The sequence below is a fragment of the Pseudomonas sp. Eqa60 genome, assembly GCF_018326405.1.
In the GTDB taxonomy this organism is placed as follows: Bacteria; Pseudomonadota; Gammaproteobacteria; order Pseudomonadales; family Pseudomonadaceae; genus Aquipseudomonas; species Aquipseudomonas protegens.
Map to the genome: position 1 here is coordinate 4981765 of NZ_AP024342.1, position 24599 is coordinate 5006363.

The window sequence follows — 24599 nt, forward strand, 5'->3', positions numbered from 1 at the left end:
GATTCAAGCCTTGGTTTCGTTGCTTACGCCGTGCGGCACGTGACCGGTGGCGACCACTTCGCGAGCCAGCTCGCAGTGACCGGCCTGGTCGTCGAAGAACACGTCGGCTGCAAAGGCTTCGAGGAAGGCGGCTTTTTCCAGCCCGCCAAGGAACAGCGATTCGTCCAGGCGGATGTTCCACTCGCGCAAAGTGCGGATTACCCGCTCATGGGCCGGCGCGGAACGGGCTGTCACCAAGGCGGTACGGATCGGACTGGCCTCATCGGAAAACTCTCCCTGCAGCAGGTTGAGTGCCGCCAGGAACCCCTTGAACGGCCCGCCCGGCAACGGTTCTCGTGCCGACTGCCGCTCACTGGCCTGGAATGCCTCCAGGCCGCCGGACTGGTAGATACGCTCCGAGTCATCGGAAAACAGCACCGCATCACCGTCGAACGCGATGCGCAGTTCGCCATTTTCAGCGCGCCGGGTGCCGCCGGACAGAATGGTTGCCGCAGCAAAGCCGGCCTCTAGTGCACTGCGCACATCATCGGCATGGGTGGAGAGAAACAGGTCGCTGCCAAAGGCCGCCAGATAGGGATAAGGGCTGCGGCCGCCGACGAAGGCTGCTCGGGAAATGCCCAGGCCGTAGTGCTCGATCGAGTTGAACACACGCAACCCGGTGTCGGCACTGTTGCGCGAGACCAGCACCACCTCGACCCGGGCTCGGCCCAGGCTGGCATTCAGGCTGAGGAGTTTCTTGACCAGAGGGAAGGCATCACCGGGCTCGAGGACTTCCTCTTCATGTTCGATCTGGTATTGCCGATAGGCCTCGACCCCCTGGGCCAGATAGACCTTGTGGCTGTCGCCCAGGTCGAACAGCGCCCGCGACGAGATCGCCACCACCAGCTTGCCATCCAGGCCCTTTGCCATATTTCATCCCCTTAAAGGTAATAAGCCCAACTCAGGCGTGGTGCCGGTCGATGAAACTCAAGGCCTGGTACAACGCCTGGATCTTCGGCAGCTCACAACCTGCGGCCCGCGCTGCCGCCAAGGGTGCAGCATAGATAGCTGCCAGCTCCAGAGGACGCTGGTGCAGGAAATCATGGTACATGCTGGGCCAGTAATCCGGCATGTGCTCGGTGGACTTGAACAGTTGCTGCGCATAGGCCGCAGGGATGACATGCCCGCAAGCCGCCGCCCCCTGCAGCACTTCCTGCATCAGGTCCTGGATCAGCTCGCGGCTGGCGGGGTCGGCCATCAGTGGCGTGGTACTGGCTCGGAGCAGAACCGACAGGCCGTTATACGGGACATTCCACACCAGCTTCTGCCAGCGCGCCTGCTGCAGGTTGCCCATGGCCTGAGAGTCGAGCCCCGCCTCGCGAAACAGCGCGGCGCCCTCCTCGACAATCGCCTGGCTCAGGGTCGCATCGGCACTGGCCGGGCCACTGTGGTAACCCAGGTTTACCGCGCCAAGCGCCTGGTGCTCGATCTGCCCGGGCCCGGCGCGGTGCACACAGATAAAGCACAAGCCGCCCAGAAGATGTAGCGAATCGGGAAGCACCGCGCGCAGGTCGTCTTCGACATCCAGCCCATTCTGCAGTACCAGAACCTTGGCATCGGTGGCCGCGGCCTGAATGATCGCCGGCGCCAGATCAAGGTTGCTGGTGGTCTTGGCGCCCACCAGCAGCCAGTCGCAAGGCGGCATCTGTTCGGCATTGGCGTAGGCCTGCGCCGGCTTCAACGCCAGCTTGCCGTGCTGGCTGCTGTTGACTTGCAGCCCATGCTCGAGCACTGCCGGATATTCGCTGCGCAATAAAAAGTGCACGTCGAAACCGGCACGTGCCAGCATCACCCCGTAAAAACCTCCGATCGCTCCGGTCCCGATAATGCCTACACGCGGTTTACGGCCTGCACCCATCAAGGCAACTCCTCTGGTATTCGATTAAGCGCCTGACGCAGGCTCTCGCTGAGATCCTGCTGCGTCAGGCGCGACTGTAGCGCTCCATGAAACTCACCGTCGCGGACCACGAACAAAGCCGGCAAGTGGAACACCTGATAGCGCTGAACCGCACCGCCATTATCGCCCGCATCGACCCAGCAAAGACGGTCGATGGGTAGCTCCAACTCCGGCAACCGCGCCCGGGCCCAACGGCAACTGGAACAGCCGACACTGGTGAAAACAACCAGGGAAACGCCGCCCAGGCCCAGTAATTGCTGGTCGATATCGAAATCGGTCAGTTCCAATTCGAGCACTATACTGGGGGAAACAATGTCAAATGGACGACACTCGGAGTCTGCGGTCATGGGACGTTTTCTGCCTCATCCTGATGATGTTCCGGTTGAACTGACCTTGCGCAAGCACGCCTGTATTTCACGCCAGCGGTTGCACACTATCAGCCTCGGTGGCATGGCGTGCAATTACCACCGTGCCTGGCGCCGCGGTACCGCGCTGGAGGTGTACATGCCAACGTTGGGGGATAACGCCCGTTACAACGGCTATGTCGCCTGGTGCCTGAAACGCAAGCGTGGCTACCTGGTGGGCATCGCTTTCGTCGACGAACAAACGCTGTTCGGCGCGCGCATGGGTGAGCAGGTGTGCCAGATCGCCCGCTACTGTCGCCTGCATGAACCTCAGAGCGAACAGCAATGCATTGAGGCGCTGGCGCTGGATTGGGTCGAGCAGCACGCAGAAGACTATTCCGAAGACCGGGTGCACCAGGCTTTTGTGCAGCCATAGCCCAATAAAACCGCCACCTGCCCATTGTAGAGTCACCGGCTAACGCGCTAAGGTTCCGCTCCCCGACGCGCTCAAATCCGCTGTGCTCCGCCGCGCGGGGATCGCTGGCGGCCGGCACCCGTGACCTGACGAGTAACACGATGGCTGATTTACCGATCAACGACCTTAACGTCGCCTCCAACGAGACCCTGATCACCCCTGATCAACTCAAACGAGACATCCCGCTGAGCGACACCGCCTTGCGCACCGTGACCAAGGGTCGCGAAGTGATCCGCAATATCCTCGACGGCACTGATCACCGCCTGTTCATCGTCATTGGGCCCTGCTCGATCCACGACATCAAGGCAGCCCACGAGTACGCCGAGCGGCTCAAGGCACTGGCGGCTGAAGTCTCCGACACCCTGTACCTGGTGATGCGCGTTTATTTCGAGAAACCGCGGACCACCGTCGGCTGGAAAGGCCTGATCAACGACCCTTACCTGGACGACTCGTTCAAGATCCAGGACGGCCTGCACATTGGTCGCCAATTGCTGCTGGACCTGGCTGAAATGGGCCTGCCTACTGCCACTGAAGCCCTAGACCCGATCTCCCCGCAATACTTGCAGGACCTGATCAGCTGGTCGGCCATTGGTGCACGTACCACCGAATCCCAGACTCACCGCGAAATGGCTTCGGGCCTGTCCTCGGCCGTGGGCTTCAAGAACGGCACCGACGGTGGCCTGACTGTGGCAATCAACGCCTTGCAGTCGGTTTCCAGCCCTCACCGTTTCCTGGGGATCAACCCCCAGGGCGGCGTGTCGATCGTCACCACCAAAGGCAACGCCTACGGCCACGTAGTACTGCGCGGCGGCAACGGCAAGCCCAACTATGACTCGGTCAGCGTCGCCGTCTGCGAGCAGGCCCTGAGCAAGGCCACGATCAAGCCAAACATCATGATCGACTGTAGCCACGCCAACTCCAACAAGGACCCGGCACTGCAGCCGCTGGTCATGGAAAACGTGGCTAACCAGATCCTCGAGGGCAACCAGTCGATCATCGGCCTGATGGTGGAAAGTCACTTGAACTGGGGTTGCCAGGCGATTCCGAAGAACCTGTCGGAACTTCAGTACGGCGTATCGATCACCGATGCCTGCATCGACTGGGAAAGTACCGAGAAGACCCTGCGCGGCATGCACGCCAAGCTCAAGGACGTCTTGCCGAAACGCGATCGCAGCTGATCCTTTCCTGCAGACACAAAAACGCCGGGCCAAGCCCGGCGTTTTTCATGGTCGCCCCGGTCAGAGCTTTGCTGCGTGACGCTGATGACGCTCCATATAGCGCTCTACGTACGAGCAGGACGGAATCACTGTGTAGCCCATGCGTTCGGCGTACTCCAGCGCCTGCTCGGTCAGCGCCGCGGCAATACCGCGCCCACGCAGTGCGTTGGGCACGAAAGTGCGATAGATATCCAGGGTCTGCTTACCCAGGTCCATATAGGTCAGGTAGGCACGATGACCGTCCACATTGGTCTCGAACTGATGACCAGCCTGGTCATGGTGGATGGACAACGCCTCGCTCATCACTACTCCTTGCGGGTCTGGAATGCTGACCCCTACCTTACCGATGTTTTTCCGGCGAAGGAACAACTTACGCCACCTCGTGCCTGTCGGCCGCCCGTAGAAGCTCTCACTCTTGCGCCATCAGCACGTTACAAAATATAGGCGCCATTGGCACAAATGCTCAAGCCACACTCGTCACAGATCGGCGCAAAACCTTGTTGAGGCTGAGTACGAGCCTTAGTCGGGATCGATACCTAAACGTCTTGAGACGGTACATCGCCGGATGCTGAAACATAAGACGAGCGACGCCTCTTAAAGTCACCCACAAGATGCTTAAACATAGGTTCAGGGCTGAACAAATTCTGAAGAAAAGTGCAGTCGACACAATATAGACCGACTTTAGCCTAGGCTCTGAAACAGCGCCCGGAAACTCCGATAACGATGCTGGCAAACAAGCAGCATTCGGCCCCGGAGCTTCGCCGCTGAATATTTTTTATACAACCCGCTAAAAAGTTGCTCGAAAAAGAAACAGCGCCTAGAATTTTTTTTGCTTCTTGCGCTACGTCAGTTTACTTACTACAAGTAATGGGTAGTATGTACGCCGGCTATTTCCTCACTCTGAGGTGATAGCTACTAATAGAAAGTCCTTGAAGGGGAACACGATGAACAACGTTCTGAAATTCTCTGCTCTGGCTCTGGCCGCAGTTCTGGCTACCGGTTGCAGCAGCGTATCCAAAGAAACCGAAGCTCGTCTGACTGCTACTGAAGACGCAGCAGCTCGTGCTCAGGCTCGTGCAGACGAAGCCTATCGTAAAGCTGATGAAGCTCTGGCTGCTGCTCAAAAAGCACAACAGACTGCTGACGAAGCTAACGAGCGCGCTCTGCGTATGCTGGAAAAAGCTAGCCGCAAGTAATAGTCCCTCGGGATTGTTATCGAGCCGATCCATTTTTTGGATCGGCTTTTTTATTGCCCGGAGTTCTTCACCGGCAATAAAAAACCCGCCGCTACCAGCAGGTATCGGCGGGTTGCACTTAAGCGCTTACTGCTGCAAATCGTAGGTCGCGTTGGACATTGTTGTCACAGGCGCTGTCGTCGGCACGGCGATCTCCACCGGCAAGCCATCTTCGGCTGCCACTACATCCCGCACCACATCCCAGTTCATGCGCAGGTTGTTAGCCAGGTCCTCACGCTTGAGCAAGGCATTGATCACTGCAGTGTGCTTGTCGACCACCGAAGGATTGCCTTTGTCATCCAACGGCGTATGAGCTTCCAGGTAGACTTTCCCGCCGCTGATACCGAACTTGTACGGATCGTTGATGATGCGCACCGAAGTTCCCACCGGCACCATGCCGGCCATTTCCAGCACGTTGTTGTTGAGCATGCGGAAACAACCGTGGCTGGTGCGCATGCCGATACCGAACTTCTTGTTCGAACCGTGAATCAGGTAACCCGGCGTGCCAAGTGTGAACTTGAATGGTCCCAAGGGGTTGTCCGGCCCGGCAGGTACCACGTTCGGCAAGGGGTCACCGTCGGCGGCATGCTCGGCCTTGATCGACGCCGGGGGCGTCCAGGTCGGATTCGGGGTTTTCGCGGTAATGCTGGTGTGCGCGATCGGTGACCCCCAGCCTTCACGGCCAATACCCAGCGGGAAGGTGTAGACCACGTTCCGACCCTTGGGGTAGTAGTACAGTCGATACTCGGCCAGGTTGATCACGATGCCTTCGCGCGGCCCGGGCGGCAGAATGAAACGCGTAGGCAGGATCACCTCGGTGCCCGCCCCCGGCAGCCAGGGATCGACCCCCGGGTTGGCCGCGACCATTTCCAGGTAACCCAGGTCGTAGGTCGTGCCCAGGTCGGCGAAGGTATCCTCGTACTTGGCCTTGATCACCTGTACCTGGCCGACGATGTCTTCACCCGGCGGCGGTAGAGGCAATTCCAATGCGGCAACAGGACCGGCCACACACAAGGCGGCGAGTGTCAGGCAGCGGGTGACGACAGGGAGGCGGGGCAACATCCGGATAATCCTTCGCATGAACAACGAATGAAAGAAACACGATTGTACACCCCGCCCTCCGGCTTCGGCAGCCAGGCCGGGGAGACAAGCGCAGACACATGAATTCCCTGTCGAAACGGCCTGCTGGCGACCGCCTACAACTCGAAACGCAGCTCAGGCCAGATTGGCGGAGTGCCACGTTTTTGCGACTCCAGAATCGCCCGGCACAACGGGCAGAGTCGCTGGTCCTGGAAAATCGTCCGATCCACGCTCGACCAGCGCGGTTGCGCGGGCAACAAAGTGCCGCACAAGGTGCGGTCGGCAGAGCCGCCCAACTCCAGTTGACGCGTCACCAGATGCACCCGAACTTCCTGGCAGGCGAACAGGTCAAGCTGCTCATCAGGCTCGATCAGTTGATAGGCAAACAGGGACCAGGCGGGACGCGGCATCGGGGGCTCCAAATCGGGGGCGCCACATTAGCCGAAACACTGTCACTAGAAAAGCGTCAAAGCAGCGGTTTTAGCGTCGGCCAGACATTTTCCAGCAACTTGCCCTGGGCCGCTGCCGCAGGGTGCAGACCGTCTGCCTGCATCAGTTCGGGATGCCCCCCGACCCCGTCAAGAAAAAACGGCACCAAGGCCACCTTTTTCTCGCTGGCCAACTGGCTGTAGACCTGGGAAAAGGCCTGGGTATAGCGCACGCCATAGTTGGGCGGCAATTGCATGCCTAAAAGCAGCACCTTGGCACCCTGGGCCTGGGAGCTGTCGATCATCGAAGCAAGATTTTGTTGCAATTGCCGGGGCGGCTGGCCGCGCAAGCCATCGTTACCCCCCAACTCGAGAATCACCACTTCAGGCTTATGCTCTGCAAGCAGCGCCGGCAGCCGCGCCTGGCCCCCGGCACTGGTGTCACCACTGACCGAGGCATTGACTACCCTGTCGTTAAAACCCTGGTCCTTGAGCCTCTTTTCCAGCAGGGCTACCCAGCCCTGACGGGTATCCAGGCCGAAAGCCGCACTGATACTATCGCCAACGATCAGGACCGTACCCGCCGCTGCGTTCTGGGCCATGCACATCAAGGCCAGGCCGGCACTCAAAAACCATACACGCATCGGATTCTCCATGGGCGCAAGCATTCTCACTGCGCGGAACCTTAGCAAAGTGGTTCCCAGCGCGGAAGGTGAACTGACCATTCTGCATGAACTCAGCCTCGAGCTGAACCAGGGCGACAGCCTGGCCATCGTCGGCGCCTCCGGCTCCGGCAAATCGACCCTGCTCGGCTTGCTGGCGGGGCTCGACCTGCCCAGCAGCGGCGAAGTCACCCTCGCCGGCCAGGCCCTGAGCCAGCTGGACGAGGATCAGCGGGCCCGTATCCGGGCCGAGCATGTAGGGTTTGTCTTTCAGTCCTTCCAATTGCTCGACAGCCTCAATGCCCTGGAAAACGTCATGCTGCCCCTGGAGCTGGACGGCCGTCGCGATGCCCGCGAGCGGGCCGCCGAACTGCTGCAGCGGGTTGGCCTTGGCCAGCGCCTTAGCCACTCGCCACGCCAGCTTTCCGGTGGCGAACAACAGCGGGTAGCCATTGCCCGGGCCTTCGCTGCCGAACCCGATGTGCTGTTTGCCGATGAACCCACCGGCAACCTCGACAGCCATACCGGTGAACGCATCAGCGACCTGCTGTTCGAACTCAACAAGGAAAGCGGCACCACCCTGGTGCTGGTGACCCATGATGAACGCCTGGCCCATCGTTGCCGGCGCCTGATCCGTCTTGAAGCGGGCCTGCTGGTCGCCCCTCTGGAGCCCTGATGGCACGTCTGCCGCTGCCGCGCCTGTTCAGCCTCGCTGTCCGCCAACTGTTGCGCGATGCCCGTGCCGGAGAGTTGCGAGTACTGTTCTTCGCCTTGCTGGTAGCGGTTGCGGCCAGCACGGCCATCGGCTACTTCGGTGCACGCTTGAACGGCGCCATGCTGTTACGCGCCACCGAGTTCCTCGGCGCCGATCTGCTGCTGGAAGGCAGCTCCCCAGCACGCCCGGAACAGCTCGACAGCGGCCTGAAACTGGGGCTGGATCATGCGCGGATAGTCGAGTTCTCCAGCGTCATTGCCACCGACAATGCGATCCAGCTCTCCAGCATCAAGGCCGTCGACGAAGCCTACCCCCTGAGGGGGCAGCTCAAGAGTGCCCCAGCCCCCTATGGGGTCGAAGAGCCCGGCGGCGGTCCCGCGCCCGGAGACGCCTGGGTCGAACCGCGCTTGCTGACTGCGCTGGACCTCAAGATCGGCGACAGCATCGACGTCGGCATGAAAACCTTGCGCCTGGCCAGGGTACTGACCTACGAGCCTGACCGGGCCGGCAACTTCTACAGCCTGACGCCCCGGGTCCTGATCAACCTGCAAGATCTGCAAGCCACCGGCGTGGTCCAGCCTGGCAGCCGGGTCAGCTTCAAGGAACTGTGGCGCGGACCGGCTCCGGCGCTTGAGGCCTATCGTCAACAGATCAAGCCGGCGCTGGCCGCCAACCAGCGGCTGCAGGATGCCCGCGATGGCAACCAGCAGATCGGTGGAGCCCTGGGCAAGGCCGAACGTTATCTGAACATGGCCAGCCTGGTAGCGGTGCTGCTGTCAGGGGTTGCAGTAGCCTTGTCGGCCAATCGCTTCGCCGCGCGACGCTTTGATGCCAGTGCCCTGCTTCGTTGCCTGGGCCTCTCACGCCGGGAAACCATGCTGCTGTTCAGCGTACAGCTAGGCGTTCTGGGTCTGCTGGCCAGCCTCAGTGGGGCGTTGCTGGGATGGCTGGCTCAGCTCGGCCTGTTTTACCTGCTACATGACCTGCTGCCCAACGACGTACCACCCGGGGGATTGCTACCCGCCATCGCCGGCATCGGTACCGGGCTGGTGGCCCTGGCCGGATTCGCCTTGCCGCCCCTGGCTGCGCTGGGACGGGTGCCGCCGCTGCGCGTACTGCGGCGCGACCTGCTGCCAATCCCCTCCAGCACCTGGATGATCTACGGCGCCGCTCTGTTGGCCCTGGGCCTGATCATGTGGCGCTTGAGCCTGGACCTGGTGCTGACCTTCGCCCTGCTGGGCGGTGGCCTGCTGGCGGCACTGGTATTGGGTGGCTTGTTGCTGCTGCTGTTACAAAGCCTGCGGCGCCTGCTAGCCCGCGCCGCCCTGCCGTGGCGCCTGGGCCTGGGCCAGTTGCTGCGTCACCCCCTGGCTGCGGCCGGGCAATCCCTGGCTTTCGGCCTGATTCTGTTGTCCATGGCGCTGATTGCCCTGCTGCGGGGCGAACTGCTGGACACCTGGCAAAACCAATTGCCGAAAAATGCCCCCAACTACTTCGCACTGAACATTCTGCCGGCGGAAAAACAGGCCTTCAGCGAGCGCCTGGTGCAGCTCTCCGCCCCTTCGGCGCCCTTGTACCCCGTGGTTCCGGGGCGCCTGGTGAGCATCAATGGCGAGCCGGTAAGGGAGATCGTCAGCAAGGATTCCAGCGGTGATCGGGCCATACAACGCGATCTGAGCCTGACCTGGGCCGCCGATCTGCCCAGCGGCAACAGCATTATCGAGGGCAGTTGGTGGTCAGCCCAGCCGGATGACGGGTTGCCCGGCGTCTCGGTCGAGGCCAAGGTGGCGCAGAGCCTGAAGCTGAAGCTGGGTGATCACCTGACCTTCACGGTCGCCGGCGCCAACCGGGAGGCCCGGGTCACCAGCCTGCGCAGCATCAACTGGGACAACTTCCAGCCGAACTTCTTCATGATCTTCCAACCGGGCACCTTGAAGGATCTGCCCGCAACCTACTTGACCAGCTTCTACCTGAGTCCTGGTCACGATCAGCAGATTGTCGAGCTGTCCCGGGCCTTCCCGGCCGTGACCATCCTTCAGGTCGAAGCCCTGCTGGAACAACTGCGCAGCATCCTGGCCCAGGTCACCCTGGCGGTGGAGTATGTGTTGCTGTTTGTCCTGGCGGCAGGAATGGCAGTGCTGTTTTCCGGACTCCAGGCCACCCTGGACGAACGCATTCGCCAGGGGGCGCTGCTGCGTGCCCTCGGGGCCGAGCGGCAACTGCTGGTGAAAGCCAGGCGGATCGAGTTTGGCCTGCTGGGCGCAGTCAGCGGCCTGCTGGCGGCACTGGGGTGCGAACTGGTCAGCCTGGTGCTCTACCGGTTCGCTTTCGATCTGCCCTGGCACCCGCATCCATGGCTGTTACTGTTGCCTCTGGTGGGGGCGCTGCTAGTAGGCGGGGCGGGAGTTTTCGGTACCCGTCGAGCATTGAACGCCAGCCCGCTGAATGTATTGCGCGAAGGTTGAAAGCCCAAGGCTCGCCTGCCCAGGTCGGCGAGCCTACTTCACATAATCGATCTGGTTGATCCACCAGCAGGTTTCACCTGCCGGGGTGTGGACAACGGCCTCGTCACCCACTTCCTTCTTCAGTAACGCCCTGGCCATGGGCGAGTCGATGGAGATGTAGTCCTTGCGCAGGTAGATCTCGTCGTAACCGACGATACGAAAGCGCTTGATCTCGGCCGCCTCGTTTTCGACTTCGACCCAAGCACCAAAGAACACCCGTCCCTCCTGTTCCGGCGCGTAGGAAACCACCTTCATGTCTTCCAGGCGCTTGCGTATGTAGCGCACCCGACGATCGATTTCCCGCAGAAGCTTCTTGTTGTACTGATAGTCCGCATTCTCGCTGCGATCGCCCAGCGAGGCCGCCCAGGTGACCTTCTGCGTGATATCCGGGCGCTTCTCCCGCCATAAATAGTCCAGCTCTTGTTTCAGAGCGTCGTAACCATCCTGTGTGATGAGCTTGGTACTCAATTGGCTAATCAGCCTCCAGCCTTATGCATGCTGCGCATTAGTTGTATGAGCCGACAAAGCCGGCACGTCATGAGCGGCATCTGCCACCGATCTATGGACATCACTATCAGATTTGTCCGATTTAGATTTCAGAGAGGTCAGCCAATCATAGGGCCAAACAGCCGAGCCGTACGGCCCAGGGCATAGGTTCGACAAGAGCGTCGGCAATCGGCACGCCACACTGCTTGATACCCATTCCCCACAGAGCTAGCCAATAACTACCAACACCTCAAAAACAAAGGGAAAGTACCACATGGGCAACATCATTATCGTCGATGACCATCCACTGATCAGACTGGCCATCAGGTCGGTACTGGATCCTCATCATCACAATATCGTCGCCGAAGCCGACAACGGTGCCGATGCCGTGCAACTGGTGCGCAAACACCTGCCGGACCTGCTGATCCTCGACCTGGGCATCCCCAACCTGGATGGTTTCTCGGTCATCGCGCACATCAAGTCCGCCGGGCTGCACGTCAAGACCCTGGTACTGACCTCAAGTGATTCGAAAAACTTCGCCCTGCGCTGCCTGCAAGCCGGAGCCGCAGGCTTTCTGTGCAAGACCGAGAACCTTCACGAATTGGCCAATGCGGTAAAGGCCATCCTTTCCGGGTACAGCTACTTTCCGGAAGACACCATTAATATCCTGCAGCAGAACACCAACGCCGCCAACCAGGAGAGTGTGTTGATTTCCCGCCTGACCGACCGCGAAATAACAGTGCTGAAACTGCTGGCTACCGGTCTGAACAACCAGCAGATTGCCGATGCGCTGTTGATCAGTCACAAGACCGTCAGCACCTACAAAGTGCGGTTACTCAAGCGTTTCAATGTTTCCAACCTGGTGGCCTTGGCCGAATTGGCCAAACGCAATGCCGTTGTTTGATCATCAAGCCATTAATCGCCACCAAATGACGGACAACCGCCACGACTGAAGACGTTCCAGTCGGTTTCTGTTCAATGGAATTCCGATCTGTACAAGGCGCAGTTCAGCAGCCGTGATGCACTACCGGCGGGTCAACTGCTGAACTGGCGGCGGATGATCAACCCCTGGCGAGCGACGCGGGTCAGTTGCTTGATGACTTCAGCAGCATCCGCTGCACTGGGTGCCGGAATGACCGCCAGATCGAAGCTGTCGCTGGCAAAGCGTGCCAGGGACTCACCTTCTTCGACAAATTGAATCAGAAATGCCGCTGGGCCCGGGGAACGTCGTGGCCAACCGTCGAGATAACGCAATAGTGTGGGCTGGTGCTTGCCACCCAGGAGGATTTTCGGATTGCGCTGGGAAAGACTCGCCGTGATCGGCGCAAGACGTACAAGGGGGCGTGGTGCATTCATCGTATTGTGTCTCTGCCTCAGATTTCTGCCGGGCAGGTGAGAGGCAACACCGAACCAGCGCTTTAGCGGTATTTCGAAGCCTGACTATAGCTTCTATCAGTGATCTTTCGACTCACCTGGCGCCCCGCAAGTAGCTGTTTAAATCGGCGCATGAGCAGCATCCTAGAGAAGCCGACAGGTCAGTGTCAAGATTTGTCAGCTACGAAAAAGGCCTGCATTCGCAGGCCTGGGATAACTTTGCCGAAGGCTGATCCAGAGCCTCTGGAACACCGCCCGCGTATCGACTTACTTGGCGATTACCGCATCCAGAGACAGCTTGCCGGCCCCCTCAATCAGAACTGCGACAGTGCCGCCAAGCAGTGCCAGAGCGAACTCATAACCGTTGTTGGCCATGAACAGGCCATGGCTGATATGCACCGAGAAAATCGCCACCAGCAAGGTAAACGACAGGCCCAATGCAGCGGGACGCGCCAGCAGGCCAATGATCAATGCCAGACCGGCAAAGAATTCGGTGCCCCCCGATAACAACGCCATCAAATAGCCGGGAGCCAGACCGATACTCTCCATCCACTGCGCCGTTCCCGCCAGACCGCCACCACCAAACCAGCCAAAGAGTTTCTGCGAGCCGTGAGCCACGAAGATGATGCCGACGAAGATCCGCAGTACGGTCAAGCCGTAGCCCGCGCGAGTGCCCAGTAGCTTGTTGGTCAGTGTGCTCATGCTGTGTAGTCCTGTGTGAAGGTAGGAAAGTTGGCCGTCATACTAATCAGTTTTAATCATGTTAAAAGCAGAAATTGCTCAAGCTAATAATCGATTTTTTAGATTATTTACGTGACGCAACTTTTCGCTCCGGAGGCTCCAGGGAGTCTCGTTCACGATCAAAGGCCAGATAGTATTTGTTGACGCTATTAACATAGCTGACGGCCCCCATGCCCACTTGCTCCATGGCGATGCGCTCCACCTGGAAGAACCACTGGTTGGGGTTGAGCCCCCGCCGCCGGGCTTCACTGCGCATACCCTGCACCCGCTCCGGCCCCATGTTGTAGGCCGCCAGCACAAATGCCATGCGCTCGCGCTCATTGAGTTTGGGGCTGGCAAAAAATTTACGGCGAATCATCGCCAGGTACTTGGCCCCTGCCTGCACATTGCTATCTACGGACTGAATATTGTTGACCCCGACCCGCTGCGCTGCCGAAGGCGTGATCTGCATCAGCCCGGTAGGGCCGCTGCCGCTTCTGGAAGGGGGTTGCAACGCTGACTCCTTGAACGCCAGCGCCGCCAGGTTCAGCCAGTCCATGCCCTGTTCGCCGGCATGCTTCTGCAAAACCGGACGCAGTTTTTCCAGACGCTGACGGTCGGCCCGGGCCAGGGGATAGTGCACCTGATACTGGCGTCGGTAGATACGCAGGAACGCCACATCCTGATCCGCCGGCGCCTTATAGGTCTTGAGGAAGCGGTCGATACTCGCCCGCAGCATCGACGCATCGCGCCGGACAAACCAGTGTTCTTCACCCGGCTCACTGATCTTCAACTGCCTGTCCAAACGCAATTTGGGCAGGATCTTGCTCCAGCGTTCGGCAATCGGCTGCTCGACAACCGTCAGGTGAAAAATGCCGCCCTGGACCATTTCCAGCACATCCTCCACCGCCAGGCTGGGGTCGACCCACTCCACCTTGATCGGCGCCAGCTTGTGCAGGGCCAGCTTCTGATTGATCTGGCTGACCGCGTCCCCCGCCGCACTACCGGTAGTCAGGGTCAGGGTCTTGCCGGACAGCTGTTCGATCCGTGTATAACGGCGCTCACCCTTGATCCCGACTAGCAGCAGGGGAACATTACTGACGATCGGGTCGCTGGAGCTGACCGCATTTCCGGGCTGGGCTTCCAGCAGCTCACCAGGCGCCACCAGGTCGCCCTCGCCCCGCTGCAATGCACCCAGCAATTGATCCTTGGCTTTGGGAATGATCTTCAGGCTGATTTCCTGGCCGTCGCGAGCATGGCCATTGAGGTACTGCTCGAACGAGCGCAGGCGGTGGTACTCGACACCTATGGCCTGGCCCTGGACTTCTCCGGAGCTATTGCGGCTCTGATTGACCAGCACCCGGAGTACCCGGCTGCTGCGGATTTCCGCCAGGTCGCGCACTTTTCCCGTGGCGTGCGCTTCCAGTGGCCCGGGCAAGCGCGCCAGCGCCGGCAAGGGCAGCAGCAATGACAGGCACAGCGCGAGCAATATCGAGGATCGGGTCATCCGTTCTCCGCAAAGAATACCGTTCAACCCTTCGTCGTTTTTTGAAGAATTGATTGCCAGAAACAGAGCGCCTTGAGCGCTGGCAAGCTGCGAAAGACCCGTGCAATGGCGCTGAAGAACGTGGCCGTTGCTCTGGTCCGGCAGCAAAAGACAGCTATAACTCGTTGTAGTTCTTGGTTTTTCTTATAAATCTACAGCTCTGATATGCTTTCCGGCCGCAGGCGGAGATAGCACCATGCAACTCATCGATATCGGCGTCAACCTGACCAATCCCAGTTTTGCCGAAAAACACCAAGCCGTTCTCAATCGTGCTTATGAGGCTGGGGTGTGCCAGTTGGTCCTCACCGGAACCAGCGTCGAAGGCAGTGAACAGGCCCTGGAGTTGTGCCAGAAACTGGACGCCGACGGGCAGAGACTGTTTGCCACCGCCGGGCTGCATCCCCACAGCGCCAGCGACTGGAATGCCGACAGCCCGCGACGCTTGCGCGCTCTACTTGGAGAGCCACGGGTACGCGCCGTGGGCGAATGCGGCCTGGACTTCAACCGGGACTTCTCTCCCCGCCCGCAACAGGAAAAAGTCCTGGAAGAACACCTGGCCCTGGCTGTCGAGTTGCAGTTGCCAGTGTTTCTCCACGAACGTGACGCCAACCAGCGCTTGCTGGATATCCTGCGGGATTTCCGTGATCGCTTGCCGGCTGCTGTAGTCCACTGCTTTACCGGTGAACAAAAGGCCCTGTTCAGCTACCTCGACCTGGACCTGCACATCGGCATCACAGGCTGGATCTGCGACGAACGCCGCGGCACCCACCTGCACCCGCTGGTACGCGACATCCCCCGCGGGCGCCTGATGCTGGAAAGCGATGCCCCCTACCTGCTACCCCGCAGCTTGCGGCCAAAGCCGAAAAATGGTCGTAACGAACCGGCCTATCTGACCGAGGTTTTACGAGAAGTTGCGTTGCACCGCGGTGAAACCCTGGAAGACCTTGCAAGCCACAGTACCGCCTGCTCTCGGGCGTTTTTTCGCTTGCCAGAGATTGCTTGACCCACATCAAGATTTTTCCGAGATCATGGCGGCACAATAATGGCACCTTGCCAATACTGTTTCGCTCAATCAGAGAAGACCTTCCATGGGTGCCTGGCTTAGCAATATCTCGCTGAAGTACAAATTCTGGGCGGTCAATGCAGTCGCCTTCGTCACCACCTTGTTATTGGTGCTGTACGCCGTGCAACTGGAGCAACAGGCTCGCAGCCAGACAGCCCAGGCTGCCGCCCAGGCCGAGGCGAAGCTGCTCGGCGCCTGGCCCGAAGGACAGGCGCTGCCCAGCGCCGAACACCTGCTGTATTTCTCCCGGGGACAGACCCCCAGCCTCAACGAGCAGACTCTCAGCGAACTCAACGGCGCCAACGGCTGGGTCGAGCTCAACCCGATGCCGCTGTTCGGTGAAAATCCGCTACTGGGCGCTGACGTGATCCAGCGTGCCGACGGCCAGCAGGTCGCCGTACTGGCCTACGCCCCGAGCCTGGCCCAGGTCTTCAGCGATCGTTTCACCAATTACGCCGTCGCAGTGTTCATCCTGATGTTCGCCATGCTCTGCGCCTCGCAGTTGCTGATCCGTTTTCTCCTCAGCCAACTCAACACCCTCAAGGACGTCATGCTGCACGTGGAGAAGACCGGCGACCTGTCTGCTCGCGTGCCGCTGTCCTGCAAGGACGAGGTGGGTCAGATGGCCAGCGCCTTCAATGCCATGCAGGCCGGATACCAGCGGGTAGTCAATACCGTGGCCAATACCGCCCGGCAGCTGGACCAGGGCGCCGCACGCCTGGCCTCGAGCATGAACGATGTACGCCACGGCATGCTCGGCCAGCAGAGCGAAACCGATCAGGCCGCCACGGCCATCAACGAGATGTCCGCCACCGTCTATCACATCGCCCAGCATGCCGGTGCCACCCGGGACCTGTCGCAGACCGCCGACACCCTGGCCGGTACCGGCCATGAAGTGGTGGGCCGGGTGCAGAAATCCATCGCCGGGCTTTCCAATGGCGTGCAGCAGACCGCCGAGATGATTCAGAAGCTCGCCGAGGACAGCCAGAAGATCAATGGCGTGGTCAACGTTATCCACAGCATCGCCGAGCAGACCAACCTGCTGGCACTCAATGCCGCCATCGAAGCCGCTCGAGCAGGGGAAATGGGCCGCGGTTTTGCCGTGGTAGCGGATGAAGTGCGCAACCTGGCCAAGCGTGTGCAGACCTCCACCGACGAGATCACCAGCATGGTCTCGGCCCTGCAGGCCGGCACCCGGGATGCTGTGGATTTCATGCAGGAAAGCTCGTTCAAGGCCGATGACTGCGTGCAACAGGCCCAGGAAGCCGGCGCGGCACTGGCGGAAATCACCGGCGCCGTAGCCCAGATGCGCGAAAGCAACACGCAGATCGCTGTCGCAGCGGAACAGCAGAGCCAGGTAGCGGAAGAAATGAACCGGGCGGTGGTGAGCATTCGCGATGTCACCGAGAACACCGTGCAACAGACCGTTGCCTCGGCCACCACCAGCAGTGAACTGGCGACCCTGGCCGGTGAGTTGAGCAAAGCCATAGGCCAGCTGAAACTCTGATCCGAGTGCCTCTACCCCCCTCTACTGGCTATCGGACCGATAGCCAGCCTTGATTCGCCGCCATCCCAACTGGCCCCTATCCTTGGTTCATGAGTCTTCAAGAACTAAGGATGATCATCATGGGCAAACGTCACCCCAACCTCCCCGCCTGGCAATGGCGCGTCTACCCGCAGAATCACCAGCACCCTGCCAATCTGGTATTGCACCTGATTGCCGTACCGCTATTCATCATCGGCTTTCTGCTGATTGTTTCGGGCGTGTTTTCCTTGAGCTTCCTGAGCCTGGCCATCGGTGTGGTCGGCATCCTCGCAGCCCTGGGCCTGCAGCGCCACGGACACAGCCTGGAGGTCCAGGCCGCCGAGCCCTTCAGTGATCGCAAGGATGCCGTGCAACGGCTGCTGGTGGAACAGTTCGTGACCTTTCCACGCTTTGTCCTGAGCGGTGCCTGGTGGCGTGCCTGGTTGCAGCGCCACCGGCACTGATGGCTCAGGCGAAGATGGTCACCGTCTGGCGGCTCAGGGCGATCAATTGGCCCTCAGCATTCCACAAGGCCGCTGCCGCATGCCCGTAGCCGTCACGCGCGTGTTCGATTTCCACCCGGTACTTGCACCAGTCCAGAGTGCTCAGTTCCAGCAACGGCTGGACGAACTCGATGGTCCAGGTCAGGGTGCTGCCCGCAGCGGGCTTGGTCAGGTGCGGCAACAGCGCCGGCGGCCAGGCATCCACCAGCGCCAGGATATGCGCCTCGGTGACCGGCTCTTCCTTCACATCCCCACGCAAGCGCACCCAACCGCCCATGTCGCGGGAGCGATTGCCGGTGAATGGCAGGCCACCGATGCTCCAGCGCATTGCCAGATGACGCATGAACTCCGGCGTCACACCCTGGATATAAGGCAGCTCCTGGCAGTCATCCCAGTGTTTCATTTCGGGCGCTGGCTCGGCGGCCACACTGACGGACGATTCACGGGAAGCGCCAAAACTGCCCTGCACCAGAGTCACCACCTGCCCCTCCTGCATGACCCGCCCCAGTACCTGGCTGACGGCCTTGCCTTCGCGCAGCACATCCACCTCGAAACTGACCGGCACATCTGGCGCCACCGGGCCGACAAAGGTGACCGCCAGCGACCGCACGGGGCGGTCCGCCGCAACCTTGGCCCGCATCGCTTCATACTGCAGAGCAACCACCAGGCCACCGAAACTGGCGCGCCCCTGGGCCCATTCCGCCGGAATGGTCAGCGCCTGGGGCTGGCCGCGAACGGCTTCGAGCAAATCGTAGAAACGCATGAAAACCTCGGGGGACAAAAAATAGACTGAGGGATCTTAACCAGCGTCGCAGAGCCACACAGCCATTATTCCGGCCAAAGCAGCGGACAGATAAGCCGCCCTTTGGCCTTCACCGCTTGAAGCAATCGCGATGCAGTTGCTCCAGCACCTGATCGGAGCGGGCCTCGGCCTTGAGCATGGTTCTGCGCCAGACCGCCACACAGGGCAGTAAATCCAGTTGCTGTTCGGCCTGGGCCAGCCATTGCCAGCAATCATGCCAATCGCCCAGGGCGCTCTGAGCCGCCTTGAGGCGCTTCATCGCCTGGGAGGGCAAGCGATCCAGCTCGGGATAGGCATCGGCGGCGTAACGCACCCGCTTGATCAGCAGACGCAGGCGATGACGGTCGTGGGCAGGGTCCAGCAGCGCCTGGCCCAAGGCTTTCCACTGCTTGGCCAGGCGTTTTTCGATACTGTCGCGCAGGCCCCGCAGCAAACCTTGGCGCTCAGAGGCCCGGAGGAACCTGGGGAAGACATCCAGCACCAGAAACAACTGCGCCAATTCCGCCCCCGCGGCCACTGCCGAGTACTCATGCAACAGTTGTGAGGTACGACGGTCGGCAGCAGCATGCTGGCCATGCTGATGCAGATAGGCCGCCAATACTTCACGATCACGAATCGGCGTGGTCACCCGCCCCACTTCGCTGGCCGCGGCTTCCAGTTGCTCCACTCCGGGCAGGCCACGCAACGGGCGCAACAGGCTGCGCAAGCGTCGCACGCTGATGCGCAGATCATGCAAGGCCTCGGCATCCGTGGCGGCCGACAAGCGGGCCTGACAAGCCAGCAAACTCACTTCCAGGCCCAGAACCTGAGCCACCAAACGATCAACCAAGGCAGACATCAAGGCTTCCCCAACACGAGTCAAAAGCCTGACTTCGGCTTATCCAGTTCCAAGAATGGCACCGCGAACCGGCGACAGGCATTGCGCCAGATCATTCAGGTTCGCGGTGATGATTGTCGGACCAGCTTAGCGGCTGTCGCGGCTCAGCGCCCGGCCCGGGATTCACGAATGTAGAAACGCGCCTTCTCGGCCTTGTTGGTGCAGCCTTCGAAGGCTTCGAACTGCTGCTGGGTCTTGGCGCCGGTCAGCAGCGACAACGCCTTGGAGTAACTCACGGTGCCAGCGAAACCTTCGGCCTTGGCCAGGTCCAGCTCGTGCCAGGCAGCGTCCAGCTGCGTGCCGCAACTGTCACGGTAGGCAGTCTTGCCTGCACAACCGGTCAATACCAACGCAATCAGGGGCAGGCAGATCCAGGCTTTCATCGATGACACCTCAAGATAGGGAAAACAGTCGTACAGGTTAAGACGATGGCCGCAGGAAAAAGTGCCAGTCCCACCCCTTGGAAAATATAGCTGCAGGAGCATAGCCTCGCGGCCCCGGCGGCCCTAGAAAAAAACTCACAGGCCCCGCAGCGCATCAGCAATTGAACCACGAGGCGCTATGGGTGCATTGTTGCAGCCTGTTTGTCGAAGGGACGAATCATGAGCAAACGTGTCGCATTGGTCCTTGGGTCGGGGGGCGCTCGCGGTTACGCCCATATCGGCGTCATCGAGGAAATCGAAAAACGCGGTTATGACATCGCCTGCATTGCCGGCTGCTCGATGGGCGCGGTGGTCGGCGGCATCTACGCCGCAGGTAAGCTCGCCGAGTACCGGGAATGGATCGAAAGCCTGGACTACCTCGACGTGCTGCGCCTGGTGGACGTGAGCTTTCGGCTGGGGGCGATTCGCGGCGAGAAAGTCTTCGGCCAGATCCGCAAGATCGTCGGCGAAGTGAACATCGAAGACCTGCGCATCCCCTATACCGCCGTCGCCACCGACCTGACCAACCAGCAGGAAATCTGGTTCCAGGAAGGCTGCCTGCATCAGGCCATGCGTGCTTCCGCCGCGATCCCCAGCCTGTTCACCCCGGTCATGCAGGGCAACCGCATGCTGGTGGACGGCGGCCTGCTCAACCCGCTGCCCATCGTTCCGGTGGTTTCCAGCCACTGCGACCTGATCATTGCGGTGAACCTCAACTCCACCAACCAGCGCCACTACCAGTTACCGGTAATCCAGCGCCCACCCGCGTTCAAGAGCCGCTTTGACAGCCTGATCAACTCCCTGGGCTCACACCTGCCGTTTCGCCGCAAGCAGGCCGAACAACTGCTACTGCTCGAGCAGGAAGCCTTCAAGAGCGAAGCCGCGGAGATCAATCCATGGGTCGAGGGCGCCGAACCGGAAGCCCAGCAACCGGCCGCCGCGCCGCAAACCGACGGCGCGCCGAAATCCGCCAGCGGCTCCTTCATCATCGACAACGTCGGCCCGGCGTCATTGCTGGACCTGGTCAACCAGAGCTTCGAGGTCATGCAGACCTCCCTGGCGCAGTACAAGATCGCCGGTTACCCGCCGGATATCCTCATCAACGTGCCCAAGCGCGTCTGCCGCTTCTTCGAGTTCTACAAGGCGCCGGAGCTGATCGCCCTGGGCCGTGAGATTGCCAGCGATACCCTGGACCGCTACGAGCAGGACCAGTAGCGAAAGGCCGCAAACTCAGGAATCGGCGCCCAGCAAGCGGTAGCCGACCCCCGCCTCGGTGACGATGAAGCGTGGCCGGGTCGGATCGTCCGCCAGCTTCTGGCGCAAGTGCCCGACCACGATCCGCAGGTAATGACTGTCCTCGGTGTGGGTCGGGCCCCAGATGTCCTTGAGCAGTTGCTGCTGGGTAATCACCCGCCCCGGGTGCCGCGCCAGCTGGGCCAGCACCGCATATTCCTTGCGGGTCAGGGCCACTTCGACACCGTCCAGCAGCACCCGCCGATAAGCCAGGTCGACCGTCAGCGGCCCCACTTGCAACGCCGCCTCCTGCACTTCCCCGCTCGGCGCCTGGCGCAACAGGGCGCGAATCCGCGCCAGGAACTCCTGGATACCGAAAGGCTTGGTCACATAGTCGTTGGCACCACCATCCAGCGCCTCGACCTTCTGCAGCTCGCTGGCACGCACCGAAAGCACCAGCACCGGCACCGCCGACCACTCGCGAAACTCGCGCAGCACCTGCTGCCCATCCATGTCCGGCAGCCCCAAATCAAGTACCAGCAGGTCCGGCTTGTTCAAGGCGGCCTGGGCCAGGCCTTCGGTGCCGGTCCCGGCTTCAATCACTTTGTATCCCTGGGACGCCAGGCTGATGCGCAGGAACTTGCGAATCTGCGGCTCGTCGTCGATGACCAGGATGGTCGCGGTCTGGCTCATGGTTTCAGTTCAAGACAAATTAAGAGGCAAAAGCGTAGCGCAAGGCATGCCGCATCCGTGTGGCGCTGACGCGGCAAGGCCGCAGCGCGTTCTACAGGTATTCACAGGTCGGACTCAAGCTCCGGCTGGGTCTGCAACGGCAGGTGCAAGGTGATGCATGTCCCCTTGCCGCCAATGCCCTCGGCGACACTGATATGCCCGCCATGGGCGCCGACCATGCCCTGGCAGATCGCCAGGCCCAGGCCGGTGCCTTGCCCGCCGCGGTCGCCACGGGCAGCGGTGTAGAACATGTCGAAGATCTTTGCCCGCTCATCCTCGGGAATCCCCGGGCCCTCATCACTGACGGCGAAGCTCAATTCCTGCTCGCTGGCACTGACTTTCAACTGCAGATGGCCCTGGGGTGGCGAGAAGCGGGCAGCATTCTCCAGCACATTGACCAGCGCCTGCTCGATCAGCGCCGCATGGACATAAAGCAAGGGCAAGTCCGCTGGCAGTTCGGTGGCCACTTGCAACGGCGCCAGCACCGCCCGCAGGCGGTTCAGGGCACTGCCGACGATATCCCCCGGCGCGACCCAGTCCCGGGCCAGCTTCAGGGCCCCATGGCCGAGCCGGGTCATGTCCAGCAGGTTCTGTATATAGCGGTCCAGGCGCTCGGCCTCATCCCGCGTGCCCTCCAGCAGCTCTCGCCGATCTTCCAGGGGGATCGCTTCCCCCAGGGCCAGCAGGCTGTCGATACTGCCGCGCATTGAGGTCAGCGGTGTGCGCAGGTCATGGGATACCGAAGCCAGCAAGGCGCTGCGCAACTGTTCGGTCTCCCCGTGCAGCCTCGCCGCTTCCAAGTCCTCGGCCAGCCGCGCCCGTGCCAGGGCCTGGGCCAGTGGCTGGCTGAGCGCAGTGAGCAGGCGCCGGCGCTGGCCGCTGAACTCCTCGCCCTCACGGGGGCAGACACCGAGCAACCCCAGGGGCCCGTCATCCACCGACAGCGGCCACCACCACCATCGACCAAAGGGCAAGGTCCCGGTGCCCAGCCCCGCCGGCTGGTCATGCTGCCAGGCCCAGTCGGCCGCCGCGCGCTCGGCCTCGGAGAACTGCGGCGAACCACCGGTCTCGACTTTCCATCCACCCTGCCCGTCGCGGTTGATCAGGCAGACACGCAACTCGTCGCGACCATTCAAATGCTGGGCCGCGGCGCTGATCACCGCTTGCCGGTCAGTGGCGGCAGTCAACTTGCGCGACAGGTCCAGGAGCTCGCCGGTTTCCTCCTGGGTATCGCGCAAGGCCTGCAACTGCCGGCGCTGGCGGGCCGCCAGATTGCCGGTCAGCGCGGCCATGAGCAGGAAGAACAGCAGGGTCAGCACATCCTCTTCCCGCTGGATGGCCAGGGAGAAGTTCGGCGGAATGAACAGGAAGTCATAACTGAGAAAGGACAGCGCCGCGCAAGCCAGGGCCGGCCCCAGGCTGCTGCGCACCGCCACCAGCAGCACCGCGGCGAGGAACACCAGGGAGATGTTCGGCAACGGCAGGACACTGGCCACCCCCCAGGCCAGGGCGCTGGCCAGGAGGGTGGCCAGGACTGCCAGGACGTAGTCGAACCAGATCAGCGAATGCTTGACCCGCAGGCCCGGCTGATGGGGCTGGGGCTCGCTGTCCAGGACATTGATCTCCAGGCCATCGGCATTGCGCAGCAAGCGCGCCGCCAGGCCGCCACCGAACCAGCGCCGGCGCCAGCGGCGCCTGGACTGCCCCACCAGCAGCAGGCTGGCGCGACGCTCCGCGGCGTGCTGGATCAGGGTCTTGGCCACCTCGCCGGCACGCAACAGGACCACTTCCCCGCCCAGGCGCTCGGCCAGTTGTTGAGCGGCCTGCAAGCGCAAGCGTGCCTGCTCGTCGCGCAACCGGCCGTTATCCACATGCACCAGGCTCCAGGGCAGGTGGCGACGCTGAGCCACACGGCTGGCGTGACGTACCAGCCGCTCGGCCTGGGCATCGCCGTCGATACCCACCAGCAGCCGCCCGCGCACCGCCGGTGCCGCCTGCCCCAACTGGCGATAGCCCTGGGCCAGGTCGTTGTCCACCTGGGCGGCGGCGGTCTGCATCGCCAGTTCGCGCAGGGCGGTGAGGTTGGTCTGGGTGAAAAATGCATCGATGGCCGCCCGCGCCTGCTCCGGCACGTAGACCTTGCCGTCCCGCAGACGCTCCAGCAGCTCTCGGGGCGGCAAGTCCACCAGCAGCAACTCATAGGCCTCTTGCAACACCCAGTCAGGCAGGGTTTCGCGCACCTGGACCCCGGTAATGCCGCGCACCTGGTCATTGAGGCTTTCCAGGTGCTGGACATTGACCGTGGTGAAGACGTCGATCCCGGCCGCCAGCAACTCCTGAATGTCCTGCCAGCGCTTGGCGTGCCGGCTGCCCGGGGCATTGCTGTGGGCCAGTTCGTCCACCAGTACCAGCTTGGGCTTGGCCTTGAGCAGGCCGTCGAGGTCCATTTCCTCCAGCAATACGCCACGGTATTCCGAACGCACCAAGGGCTGCTGGGGCAGCCCGCTCAACAAGGCTTCGGTCTCGGCGCGGCCGTGGGTCTCCACCACCCCGGCAAGCACCTTGACCCCTTGGCGCAGTTGGCTATGGGCCGCCTGGAGCATGGCGTAGGTCTTGCCAACCCCGGGGCGGCGCCCAGGAACACCTTGAGCCGGCCGCGGCCGTCCCGTGGCAGCTCGGCTAGCAGCGCGTCGGCTCGACCGGAATCACTCATGGGTTAT

The 24599-nt window shown here is 61.4% G+C and carries 25 protein-coding genes and 1 pseudogene; 10 read left to right on the top strand and 16 right to left on the bottom strand.

The window, feature by feature from the left end; all coding sequences use genetic code 11:
* Positions 1 to 3: 3 nt before the first annotated feature.
* The 3 genes from KI242_RS22290 to KI242_RS22300 are packed head-to-tail and all read right to left on the bottom strand — an operon-like array spanning position 4 to position 2283.
* A complete protein-coding gene (locus tag KI242_RS22290) occupies positions 4 to 909 on the bottom strand; it encodes a 5'-nucleotidase (protein WP_015636544.1) in 906 nt (301 codons plus the stop codon).
* 31 nt (positions 910 to 940) lie between these two features.
* Entirely contained in the window at positions 941 to 1897 is a 957-nt protein-coding gene (locus KI242_RS22295) for a putative 2-dehydropantoate 2-reductase (protein WP_212805583.1), read from the bottom strand.
* Positions 1897 to 2283 (bottom strand): thioredoxin family protein, encoded by a 387-nt coding sequence (locus tag KI242_RS22300; RefSeq protein WP_011062545.1) that lies wholly within the window; start codon positions 2281 to 2283, stop codon positions 1897 to 1899. Before KI242_RS22300 ends, KI242_RS22295 begins: the two co-directional genes overlap by 1 nt.
* On the opposite strand from KI242_RS22300, the gene KI242_RS22305 reads away from it, so the two are divergent.
* On the top strand, positions 2282 to 2716 hold the full coding sequence (locus KI242_RS22305) for a PilZ domain-containing protein (RefSeq protein WP_011062546.1): 435 nt from the start codon (positions 2282 to 2284) through the stop codon (positions 2714 to 2716). The genes KI242_RS22300 and KI242_RS22305 overlap by 2 nt on opposite strands.
* A 140-nt stretch (positions 2717 to 2856) precedes the next feature.
* Positions 2857 to 3933: a 3-deoxy-7-phosphoheptulonate synthase gene (locus KI242_RS22310; protein ID WP_210672397.1), complete on the top strand. Its 1077-nt coding sequence runs from the start codon at positions 2857 to 2859 to the stop codon at positions 3931 to 3933.
* A gap of 60 nt (positions 3934 to 3993) precedes the next feature.
* Here KI242_RS22310 and KI242_RS22315 read toward each other — a convergent pair whose 3' ends face one another.
* Entirely contained in the window at positions 3994 to 4275 is a 282-nt protein-coding gene (locus tag KI242_RS22315; RefSeq protein WP_011062548.1) for a GNAT family N-acetyltransferase, read from the bottom strand.
* Between the two features lie 641 nt (positions 4276 to 4916).
* Here KI242_RS22315 and oprI point away from each other — a divergent pair.
* Positions 4917 to 5168, top strand: a complete 252-nt coding sequence (gene oprI / locus KI242_RS22320; protein ID WP_003448337.1) for an outer membrane lipoprotei OprI — start codon at positions 4917 to 4919, stop codon at positions 5166 to 5168.
* 126 nt (positions 5169 to 5294) lie between these two features.
* On the opposite strand, the gene KI242_RS22325 is transcribed toward oprI, so the two are convergent.
* The 3 genes from KI242_RS22325 to KI242_RS22335 form a co-directional block, all read right to left on the bottom strand.
* The gene (locus KI242_RS22325) at positions 5295 to 6269 is read right to left on the bottom strand and encodes a L,D-transpeptidase family protein (RefSeq protein WP_015636545.1); all 975 of its coding nucleotides are present in this window, start codon (positions 6267 to 6269) and stop codon (positions 5295 to 5297) included.
* Between the two features lie 134 nt (positions 6270 to 6403).
* Positions 6404 to 6697 carry a hypothetical protein gene (locus KI242_RS22330; RefSeq protein ID WP_007931378.1) on the bottom strand — a complete coding sequence of 98 codons (294 nt, stop codon included), beginning with the start codon at positions 6695 to 6697 and terminating at the stop codon, positions 6404 to 6406.
* Positions 6698 to 6753: 56 nt separating this feature from the next.
* A complete protein-coding gene (locus tag KI242_RS22335) occupies positions 6754 to 7359 on the bottom strand; it encodes an arylesterase (RefSeq protein ID WP_019092884.1) in 606 nt (201 codons plus the stop codon).
* 10 nt (positions 7360 to 7369) lie between these two features.
* On the opposite strand from KI242_RS22335, the gene KI242_RS22340 reads away from it, so the two are divergent.
* Both KI242_RS22340 and KI242_RS22345 read left to right on the top strand, forming a co-directional pair.
* Positions 7370 to 8053, top strand: coding sequence for an ABC transporter ATP-binding protein (locus tag KI242_RS22340; RefSeq protein ID WP_053159705.1), 684 nt, complete (start codon positions 7370 to 7372; stop codon positions 8051 to 8053).
* Complete coding sequence (locus KI242_RS22345; protein ID WP_053159707.1) at positions 8053 to 10557, top strand: ABC transporter permease; 2505 nt, start codon at positions 8053 to 8055, stop codon at positions 10555 to 10557. Before KI242_RS22340 ends, KI242_RS22345 begins: the two co-directional genes overlap by 1 nt.
* A 33-nt stretch (positions 10558 to 10590) precedes the next feature.
* On the opposite strand, the gene greB is transcribed toward KI242_RS22345, so the two are convergent.
* On the bottom strand, positions 10591 to 11064 hold the full coding sequence (gene greB, locus KI242_RS22350; RefSeq protein WP_011062553.1) for a transcription elongation factor GreB: 474 nt from the start codon (positions 11062 to 11064) through the stop codon (positions 10591 to 10593).
* Positions 11065 to 11356: 292 nt separating this feature from the next.
* Between greB and KI242_RS22355 the strand changes: the two genes are divergently transcribed.
* Positions 11357 to 11986, top strand: a complete 630-nt coding sequence (locus KI242_RS22355; protein ID WP_011062554.1) for a response regulator transcription factor — start codon at positions 11357 to 11359, stop codon at positions 11984 to 11986.
* A gap of 131 nt (positions 11987 to 12117) precedes the next feature.
* On the opposite strand, the gene KI242_RS22360 is transcribed toward KI242_RS22355, so the two are convergent.
* The 3 genes from KI242_RS22360 to KI242_RS22370 form a co-directional block, all read right to left on the bottom strand.
* Complete coding sequence (locus tag KI242_RS22360) at positions 12118 to 12438, bottom strand: hypothetical protein (protein WP_011062555.1); 321 nt, start codon at positions 12436 to 12438, stop codon at positions 12118 to 12120.
* A gap of 285 nt (positions 12439 to 12723) precedes the next feature.
* Positions 12724 to 13158, bottom strand: a complete 435-nt coding sequence (locus KI242_RS22365) for a DoxX family protein (RefSeq protein WP_053153111.1) — start codon at positions 13156 to 13158, stop codon at positions 12724 to 12726.
* A 103-nt stretch (positions 13159 to 13261) separates the two neighbouring features.
* Positions 13262 to 14683 carry a transglycosylase SLT domain-containing protein gene (locus KI242_RS22370; RefSeq protein ID WP_011062557.1) on the bottom strand — a complete coding sequence of 474 codons (1422 nt, stop codon included), beginning with the start codon at positions 14681 to 14683 and terminating at the stop codon, positions 13262 to 13264.
* Positions 14684 to 14918: 235 nt separating this feature from the next.
* Here KI242_RS22370 and KI242_RS22375 point away from each other — a divergent pair, with 235 nt between their 5' ends.
* The 3 genes from KI242_RS22375 (at position 14919) to KI242_RS22385 (ending at position 17774) form a co-directional block, all read left to right on the top strand.
* A complete protein-coding gene (locus KI242_RS22375) occupies positions 14919 to 15725 on the top strand; it encodes a TatD family hydrolase (protein WP_015636549.1) in 807 nt (268 codons plus the stop codon).
* An 85-nt stretch (positions 15726 to 15810) separates the two neighbouring features.
* Positions 15811 to 17292, top strand: coding sequence for a methyl-accepting chemotaxis protein (locus tag KI242_RS22380; protein WP_011062559.1), 1482 nt, complete (start codon positions 15811 to 15813; stop codon positions 17290 to 17292).
* A gap of 119 nt (positions 17293 to 17411) precedes the next feature.
* Positions 17412 to 17774 carry a hypothetical protein gene (locus tag KI242_RS22385; RefSeq protein ID WP_015636551.1) on the top strand — a complete coding sequence of 121 codons (363 nt, stop codon included), beginning with the start codon at positions 17412 to 17414 and terminating at the stop codon, positions 17772 to 17774.
* Positions 17775 to 17778: 4 nt separating this feature from the next.
* Here the strand turns inward: KI242_RS22385 and KI242_RS22390 are convergent, their stop codons facing one another.
* The 3 genes from KI242_RS22390 to KI242_RS22400 all read right to left on the bottom strand — a co-directional run bounded on the left by KI242_RS22390 (position 17779) and on the right by KI242_RS22400 (position 19875).
* Complete coding sequence (locus KI242_RS22390; RefSeq protein ID WP_011062561.1) at positions 17779 to 18576, bottom strand: thioesterase family protein; 798 nt, start codon at positions 18574 to 18576, stop codon at positions 17779 to 17781.
* Between the two features lie 109 nt (positions 18577 to 18685).
* Positions 18686 to 19453, bottom strand: coding sequence for a CHAD domain-containing protein (locus KI242_RS22395; protein WP_053153114.1), 768 nt, complete (start codon positions 19451 to 19453; stop codon positions 18686 to 18688).
* Between the two features lie 143 nt (positions 19454 to 19596).
* Entirely contained in the window at positions 19597 to 19875 is a 279-nt protein-coding gene (locus KI242_RS22400) for a hypothetical protein (RefSeq protein WP_011062563.1), read from the bottom strand.
* A gap of 219 nt (positions 19876 to 20094) precedes the next feature.
* On the opposite strand from KI242_RS22400, the gene KI242_RS22405 reads away from it, so the two are divergent.
* Positions 20095 to 21129: a patatin-like phospholipase family protein gene (locus KI242_RS22405; RefSeq protein WP_011062564.1), complete on the top strand. Its 1035-nt coding sequence runs from the start codon at positions 20095 to 20097 to the stop codon at positions 21127 to 21129.
* A gap of 15 nt (positions 21130 to 21144) precedes the next feature.
* On the opposite strand, the gene KI242_RS22410 is transcribed toward KI242_RS22405, so the two are convergent.
* On the bottom strand, positions 21145 to 21840 hold the full coding sequence (locus KI242_RS22410) for a response regulator (protein WP_011062565.1): 696 nt from the start codon (positions 21838 to 21840) through the stop codon (positions 21145 to 21147).
* Between the two features lie 101 nt (positions 21841 to 21941).
* Positions 21942 to 24592 (bottom strand): annotated as a pseudogene (locus tag KI242_RS22415) (sensor histidine kinase KdpD).
* Between the last annotated feature and the right edge of the window lie 7 nt (positions 24593 to 24599).

Coding starts and splice junctions, on each gene's coding strand:
- KI242_RS22290 (WP_015636544.1), bottom strand. CDS start 909: ATGGCAAAGGGCCTGGATGGCAAGCTGGTGGTGGCGATCTCGTCGCGG.
- KI242_RS22295 (WP_212805583.1), bottom strand. CDS start 1,897: ATGGGTGCAGGCCGTAAACCGCGTGTAGGCATTATCGGGACCGGAGCG.
- KI242_RS22305 (WP_011062546.1), top strand. CDS start 2,282: ATGGGACGTTTTCTGCCTCATCCTGATGATGTTCCGGTTGAACTGACC.
- KI242_RS22300 (WP_011062545.1), bottom strand. CDS start 2,283: ATGACCGCAGACTCCGAGTGTCGTCCATTTGACATTGTTTCCCCCAGT.
- KI242_RS22310 (WP_210672397.1), top strand. CDS start 2,857: ATGGCTGATTTACCGATCAACGACCTTAACGTCGCCTCCAACGAGACC.
- KI242_RS22315 (WP_011062548.1), bottom strand. CDS start 4,275: ATGAGCGAGGCGTTGTCCATCCACCATGACCAGGCTGGTCATCAGTTC.
- oprI (WP_003448337.1), top strand. CDS start 4,917: ATGAACAACGTTCTGAAATTCTCTGCTCTGGCTCTGGCCGCAGTTCTG.
- KI242_RS22325 (WP_015636545.1), bottom strand. CDS start 6,269: ATGTTGCCCCGCCTCCCTGTCGTCACCCGCTGCCTGACACTCGCCGCC.
- KI242_RS22330 (WP_007931378.1), bottom strand. CDS start 6,697: ATGCCGCGTCCCGCCTGGTCCCTGTTTGCCTATCAACTGATCGAGCCT.
- KI242_RS22335 (WP_019092884.1), bottom strand. CDS start 7,359: ATGCGTGTATGGTTTTTGAGTGCCGGCCTGGCCTTGATGTGCATGGCC.
- KI242_RS22340 (WP_053159705.1), top strand. CDS start 7,370: ATGGGCGCAAGCATTCTCACTGCGCGGAACCTTAGCAAAGTGGTTCCC.
- KI242_RS22345 (WP_053159707.1), top strand. CDS start 8,053: ATGGCACGTCTGCCGCTGCCGCGCCTGTTCAGCCTCGCTGTCCGCCAA.
- KI242_RS22355 (WP_011062554.1), top strand. CDS start 11,357: ATGGGCAACATCATTATCGTCGATGACCATCCACTGATCAGACTGGCC.
- KI242_RS22360 (WP_011062555.1), bottom strand. CDS start 12,438: ATGAATGCACCACGCCCCCTTGTACGTCTTGCGCCGATCACGGCGAGT.
- KI242_RS22365 (WP_053153111.1), bottom strand. CDS start 13,158: ATGAGCACACTGACCAACAAGCTACTGGGCACTCGCGCGGGCTACGGC.
- KI242_RS22370 (WP_011062557.1), bottom strand. CDS start 14,683: ATGACCCGATCCTCGATATTGCTCGCGCTGTGCCTGTCATTGCTGCTG.
- KI242_RS22375 (WP_015636549.1), top strand. CDS start 14,919: ATGCAACTCATCGATATCGGCGTCAACCTGACCAATCCCAGTTTTGCC.
- KI242_RS22380 (WP_011062559.1), top strand. CDS start 15,811: ATGGGTGCCTGGCTTAGCAATATCTCGCTGAAGTACAAATTCTGGGCG.
- KI242_RS22385 (WP_015636551.1), top strand. CDS start 17,412: ATGGGCAAACGTCACCCCAACCTCCCCGCCTGGCAATGGCGCGTCTAC.
- KI242_RS22390 (WP_011062561.1), bottom strand. CDS start 18,576: ATGCGTTTCTACGATTTGCTCGAAGCCGTTCGCGGCCAGCCCCAGGCG.
- KI242_RS22395 (WP_053153114.1), bottom strand. CDS start 19,453: ATGTCTGCCTTGGTTGATCGTTTGGTGGCTCAGGTTCTGGGCCTGGAA.
- KI242_RS22400 (WP_011062563.1), bottom strand. CDS start 19,875: ATGAAAGCCTGGATCTGCCTGCCCCTGATTGCGTTGGTATTGACCGGT.
- KI242_RS22405 (WP_011062564.1), top strand. CDS start 20,095: ATGAGCAAACGTGTCGCATTGGTCCTTGGGTCGGGGGGCGCTCGCGGT.
- KI242_RS22410 (WP_011062565.1), bottom strand. CDS start 21,840: ATGAGCCAGACCGCGACCATCCTGGTCATCGACGACGAGCCGCAGATT.